Below are 6,469 nucleotides of genomic sequence, written 5' to 3' on the forward strand. Positions count from 1 at the left end.
ACTTCATGAGCAGCCCGATCAAAACGCGACTCGCGGACCTGGACGACAGCCTGTTCGTTCCCCGAGAGCTTAGTTGGCTGTCATTTAACTCGCGGGTCTTACAGGAGGCGGCTGATGAGAAGGCCCCCGAAGTTCAGCGTCTGCGATACCTCGGCATTTTCTCCAACAATCTGGATGAATTTTTTCGAGTTCGAGTAGCGGAAGTCCTGCGCCTCATCTCCATGTCCAGCGGCGGCACTCGTCAGAGCGCTAAAGAACTTCTGGCAGCGATTCAGGCGGAGGTGGTGTCTCAGCAGCACGACTTCGAGGGTGTTTATGCATCGGTGATGAAAGCCCTGCAGGCACGTCGAATTCACATGATCAATGAGCGACAGCTTGAACCCAATCAGGCTGAGTTCGTTCAGGACTATTTCAATAAAACGGTATTACCCGAACTCGACCCTATTTTGTTTGCGGAGGGTTCACCAATACCGGTTCTTAACGACGAAAGTTTGTATCTCGCGGTAGAGATCAATACCAAGAAAAAACAGCGCGTTGCGGTGGTGGAGGTCCCCACGGATCGTATGAATCGTTTCGTTGAGATACCTCGGCGTAAAGGGAACAGTGGTCGGGTCTTTATTGCACTGGATAACGTGATTCGCGCTTGCCTTCCGCAGATGTTCCGCGGCGTTCTGAACATAGGCTCGACAAGCGCTTACTGTTTCAAATTTTCGCGTGATGCAGAGCTGGAACTCGACGTAGGTATCATGGAGAGCCTCATCGAGAAAATGGCCAGTAGTCTCAAACAGCGCCAAAAGGCTGATGCCGTGCGTTTTGTATACGACGCACAGATGCCGTCATCGCTACGGGATTTTTTGGCATCGAAGTTTTCCCTGGGCAGGTACGATAGTCTCATTCCCGGTGGTCGTTATCACAACTCCAAGGACTTTATAGCTTTCCCACGCTTGGGTCCGCGCTATCTTGAGTTACGACCTCTGCCTAATGTCCCCGTTTCGCGTATCGATGAGTCAGACAATATTTTGTCGGCGATACGTGCGAAAGATGTGTTGCTGTATTACCCCTATCATTCTTTCGACTATCTCATCGATTTATTGAAGACCGCCGCAGTTGATCCCGATGTGGACAGCATAAAAATCTGTCTTTACCGCGTAGCCTCAGAATCAAGAGTCGTTGATGCTCTCCTGAATGCGGTACACAACGGTAAGCGCGTGTTGGCCGTGGTTGAACTCGCGGCACGCTTTGATGAGCAAGCAAATATTCATTGGGCTCAGCGACTCACTGAAGGCGGTATCGAGGTGAAGTTCGGTGTGCCTGGTCTAAAGGTGCACAGCAAGTTGCTACTGATTCAGCGACGTGAAAATGGGCAGCAGCGTTTCTACACGCATGTGGGCTCAGGCAACTTCAACGAAAAAACTGCACGCTTGTACACGGATTTTTCGCTCATGACCTACGACCAGGATCTGGGTCGGGAGGTCTACGATGTTTTTGATTTTCTTCGGTACAACTATCGCAGGCCGCAGTACAAGCATTTACTGGTATCGCCTCACAGCTCGCGCTCGGGGCTTGAGAAAATGATTGACACCGAGATTGCTAATGCGCGTAAGGGCTTGCGCGCGGCCATGACGCTCAAATGCAACAATCTGGTAGACCGTGAATTGGCCATGAAGCTGTACGAAGCGAGCAATGCAGGGGTCGAGATTCGTCTCATCATTCGCGGCATGTGTTCTCTTCAGCCTGGGGTCAAAGGCATATCGGAGAATATTGAGGCGATCAGTATTGTAGATCGTTATCTTGAGCATCCCCGGGTCTACGTCTTTTATAATGCAGGGGAACCGCGTTACTACATTGGGTCGGCAGATTTAATGACGCGAAACCTTGATTATCGTGTAGAGGTTTTGTGTCCCATTTACGACCCGGACGCGCGCATGATGATCCAGGACATACTGGACATGCAGTGGCATGACAATGTGAAAGCGAGGGTCCTCGATCGAGCGCAGTCCAACGAATCCGTGCCGCGACGTGTAAAGTCAGCGGCTATACGTTCACAGGAATCGATTCATAGCTATCTAAGCACGGGTAAAAAGCCGCGAATACCTCGCTCGAATATGCTGTTGCCGCCTAAGCAGCGAAAGAAAGGTAAAAAGGACTAAGCCTATGGCTGGCGCTAGCCTGCTCGCATTGCTCGATGACATTGCTGCACTACTGGATGACGTATCGGTGATGACGAAAGTTGCTGCGCGAAAGACTGCGGGTGTACTCGGTGACGATTTGGCGGTCAATGCTGAAAAAGTGACAGGTGTAGCGGCTGATCGTGAACTGCCTGTGGTTTATGCGGTATTCAAAGGCTCGCTCCTCAACAAGGCAATGCTAGTGCCTGCGGCTATTGTGATTGCAGCGGTTGCTGACTGGCTGATTACGCCCTTGCTCATCGCGGGTGGTTTGTTCCTGTGCTACGAGGGGTTTGAGAAGCTCTGGCATTATCTTACTCATAGCGCTGACGCGCGTCGTGATGAACACGATGCACTTCGTCAGAAACTCGAAGACCCGACTACCGATCCATTGAAGCTTGAAAAAAAACGCATAAAAGGCGCAATTCGCACTGACTTCATCCTTTCTGCAGAAATTATAGTCATCACACTGGGTATCGTTGGAGACGCTAGTCTTCTGGTACGTGCGAGCGTACTGGGCACAATTGCGCTAGTGATGACCTTGGGTGTTTACGGCCTCGTGGCCGTCATCGTGAAAATTGACGACCTAGGCTTGCATTGGATTCAAAGTGAGAGAGAGGGCTCGCTAGGTGGGATACTTCGAGCAATGGGCCGGGGTCTACTGGTACTGGCGCCGCGCTTAATGCGGGTGCTAACAGTGGTGGGCACCGCCGCCATGTTCTTGGTTGGAGGCGGGATTCTGGTGCACGGCATCCCTCAGCTGCATCACCTTTCTGAGCGGCTGCTGCATACAGTCCAGGAAGGTTTGGGAGCTAACGCTTTAGCCAGCGCTATTGTCCCTCAGCTGTTTTCGGCGGCTGCGGGTTTACTTGCGGGAGCAATCGTTTTACTGGTGCTAAGCACCGTTCTTCGACCGTTCGAAAAAGACTAGGAACACCGTTTCGGACAACATCAGGGGCTATCGCAATAGAGACCCCAGAATGCCTCGGAAAAGCTTTTGCCCAAGGGAGCGTCCCGCGGCTGAGCCTAGACTTCGCGCCATACTTTTCACAAAGGCGTCACTGCTACTTTGGGTTTTGCGACCGCTACGTTTTTGAGCGGTTTTTTCACGCTTTTTGAGATCCTTCTCATCGCGATCAGCCTGCTGCGTCGTAGCGCGTGCTAGGAGTTGTTCGTGAGCACTTTCCCTGTCGATGCCCTTGGCATAGCGTCTGCCATTAGGGTCGTTCTTTAAGACTTCAGCTCGCTCTGCCATGGTCGCTTTACCCATTCGGGAGGAGGGTGGTCTGATGAGCGTCCGCTGTACCATGGACGGCACGCCGTTTTCCTGCAGCGTTGAGACCAGTGCTTCCCCGACGCCAAGTTCACTGATTACCGTCTCTGTATCCAACGCGGGATTCTTGCGGAAACTTTGCGCTGCAACCCTCACAGCTTTCTGCTCTTTGGGCGTGTACGCTCGTAGGGCATGTTGTACCCGGTTCCCCAATTGCCCCAGTACACTGTCTGGAATGTCGGCGGGGCTCTGGGTGACGAAATAAATCCCTACACCTTTTGAACGAATGAGGCGCACGACCTGTTCAATGGTTTGCAGTAGAACTTTTGGAGCATCCTGAAATAGCAAGTGGGCTTCATCAAAGAAGAACACGAGTTCTGGTTTGTCGGGGTCGCCAATCTCTGGCATTTGCTCAAACAGCTCGGACAACAGCCATAGTAAAAACGTACTGTAGACTCGAGGACTGCGAATGAGCGTGTCCGCCGCGAGAACGTTGATCACGCCTCGTCCATCTCGGGTTCGCTGCATGAGGTCCCCAAGCTCTAGTGCCGGTTCGCCAAAGAAGTGTTTGCCGCCTTCCCGCTCGAGCATTAACAGGCGGCGCAGAATAGCGTTCACCGAAGCTGCCGAAACGCGATAGCTAGTGCCTAGAGACTGGCGGTTGTCGGCGAGATGTTGGAGGGTCGTGCGAAGATCCGCCAGATCCAGCATCAGCAATCCATTGTCATCCGCAAACTGAAATACCAGGGTGAGTACGCCTTCTTGCGTGTCGTTCAAATCCAATAGGCGAGACATAAGCTGTGGGCCCATTTCACTCAGAGTCGTGCGAATAGGGGTGCCTTTTTTGCCAAACAGATCCCAGAACGCGACGGGATAGGCCTCTTGAACATATCCCGAAATGCCGATTTTTGTTACTCGCTCGTCGACTTTTGGATGCGGATTGCCCGGCTGACTGAGCCCGGATATGTCACCTTTAACGTCAGCCAGAAATACGGGAACGCCCTGCGCAGAAAAGCTCTCAGCAAGGCATTGAAGTGTCACGGTTTTTCCGGTGCCGGTGGCACCGGCAATCAAACCGTGTCGGTTTGCATACTTGGGGTTCAAAAACACTTGCCCCGCGTCGGAGCCGCCGATAAGAATGCCGGGGATATCTTTTTCTGTGCTCATGCGCTACCTGTTACTTTTTCGCAAGCTTGGGTTTCACTGCGGTCTTGCGTGCAGCGGGTTTTGCTTTGGGCTTGGTCTTCGCTTTTGTCTTTGCTTTAGTTTTAGCCTTGGTTAGGGTCTTGGCTTTCGCGGGCGCACGAGTGGTCTTGCGCGAATCACTGCCTCGACGACCTGGTCCGCTGACCCCGGCGACTAATTCGAGTTCTACCAATGCATCTTCAAGATGGTCGATGATTCGTTGAATCTGCGGCATGGAGCGCCTGCAGGCTACGATGCCAAAATCGAGTTGGTCGTGATAACTGACTAGCGTGATGTTCATCGCGAAACCGTCGAATACGATAGACGCTGGATACATGCCATCGAGCCTGGCGCCATTCCAATAAAGCGGCTTGCGTGGTCCGGGTACATTGGACACGACGGTGCTAAACGCAGGGAATTTGGACCCCATGCCCAAGACAGATGTTAGAAGTGCCGGTAACTGCGTGAGCTGCATGAACAATGCGGCCTCGGCGGGAGAAAGCTCCCGGAGCAGGTCCTTCCCCGCGCGCATAGACTGCTGGATGGTCCGCAGACGCTTTTCCGGGTCGTAGATGTTGGTTGCCATATCCGCTGTGATGAAGCCAACGGCGTTACTTGAGTCGACATCCCCTTCTTCGCGCAGCGAAACCGGCGCCATAGCCTTTAGAGAGTGCCGGGGTAGCTCGTCCCGAGACAGCAGGTATCTACGAAGGGCGCCCGCGCACATAGCGAGAACAACGTCATTTACTGTGGCATCCATGGATTTACAGATATTTTTGACGCGTTCAAATGCAAAAGTCTGCGCGACAAAGCGTCGCGCGCCGGATACTCGAGTGTTAATCGACGTCTTTGGGACGTTGTGCCATGGAACGGCTAGATTGCCGCTACGGCCAACAAACGCCAGTCCAAAACGGCGCATGGCGGTCGCTAGGTTCATGCCGGAGTCGTACTGTTGCTTAAGGGCTTCTAATACGTTTCGCATATCGCGTTTGTTGGGGGCAGCAGTGCTTGTGGCGCCGCCAAAGCGTTCTTGCTTGTAAGCCTCGTAGGCTTCTTGGGAGTAGGGTGCGTAGCCCAGCGGTGCGCTGGGCTCTTCGGTACACATGGCCTGGGTTATGTGCATAGCGCCTACGCCGTCGATGGCAGCGTGATGGATCTTGCTGTAGACCGCGAACTGGCGATCTTGCAGGCCCTCGATGATGTGCATCTCCCACAAAGGTCGCGTTCGATCCAGTAAGGTAGTGTGCAGTCGTGACGCCAGGGAAAAGAGTTCGCGGTAACGCCCAGGACTTGGGAGCGCGGAATGCCTGACGTGGTAGTCCATGTCGATGTGTTCGTCTTTCTCCCAGTACAAGCCTGTCTTTCCTGTTACGACGTAGTCGCCGAAGGGCTTACGAAAGTCCCTGCAGTCTCGAAGCTGGGTCCTAAGCGCTGTTAAGAATTCTTGTTCATCAGCACCATCGGGCAGCGTAAACAGGTTGACGCCACCGACGTGCATTGGAGTCTCTCGCTTCTCCAAGAGAAGAAAGCCGGCACTTGTAAGATCGATTCTGCGCATTTTTTTATCCCTTACTGATAGAAGAATCCTATAAGCTTTACAGCAGTGATGTAAGCAGCTTCCATGTCAGCGGAGCTGTGTTAACACTACACTGCTCAACCCAACCACGTAAATCGGGAGAACGTGAATGCGTCGAAGTTTCTGGACGGCTTTATTCCTGTCGTCGCTCAGTGTGACATCGCAGGCTCAGATAAAAAGTGAGCATGCGCAAAAGACACTGGATATCTACAGGACCATTGTGGAGGTTGATACCTCCAAGACCAAGGGCAATACCGTGCGTGTGGC

The 6,469-nt window shown here is 52.9% G+C and carries 4 protein-coding genes; 2 read left to right on the top strand and 2 right to left on the bottom strand.

What is annotated here, in order from left to right; genetic code table 11:
- Positions 1-5 precede the first annotated feature (5 nt).
- Together ppk1 and ACI9KD_RS07245 are read left to right on the top strand one after the other, a co-directional pair.
- Entirely contained in the window at positions 6-2,150 is a 2,145-nt protein-coding gene (gene ppk1 / locus ACI9KD_RS07240) for a polyphosphate kinase 1 (RefSeq protein WP_414980490.1), read from the top strand.
- A gap of 4 nt (positions 2,151-2,154) precedes the next feature.
- Entirely contained in the window at positions 2,155-3,099 is a 945-nt protein-coding gene (locus ACI9KD_RS07245) for a DUF808 domain-containing protein (RefSeq protein WP_414980491.1), read from the top strand.
- Between the two features lie 27 nt (positions 3,100-3,126).
- On the opposite strand, the gene ACI9KD_RS07250 is transcribed toward ACI9KD_RS07245, so the two are convergent.
- A complete protein-coding gene (locus ACI9KD_RS07250; RefSeq protein WP_414980492.1) occupies positions 3,127-4,608 on the bottom strand; it encodes a helicase HerA-like domain-containing protein in 1,482 nt (493 codons plus the stop codon).
- 10 nt (positions 4,609-4,618) lie between these two features.
- Positions 4,619-6,184 (bottom strand): WS/DGAT/MGAT family O-acyltransferase, encoded by a 1,566-nt coding sequence (locus ACI9KD_RS07255; RefSeq protein ID WP_414980493.1) that lies wholly within the window; start codon positions 6,182-6,184, stop codon positions 4,619-4,621.
- Positions 6,185-6,469: the final 285 nt, after the last annotated feature.

It is taken from the genome of Congregibacter sp., from assembly GCF_047617445.1.
Lineage (GTDB): Bacteria > Pseudomonadota > Gammaproteobacteria > Pseudomonadales > Halieaceae > Congregibacter.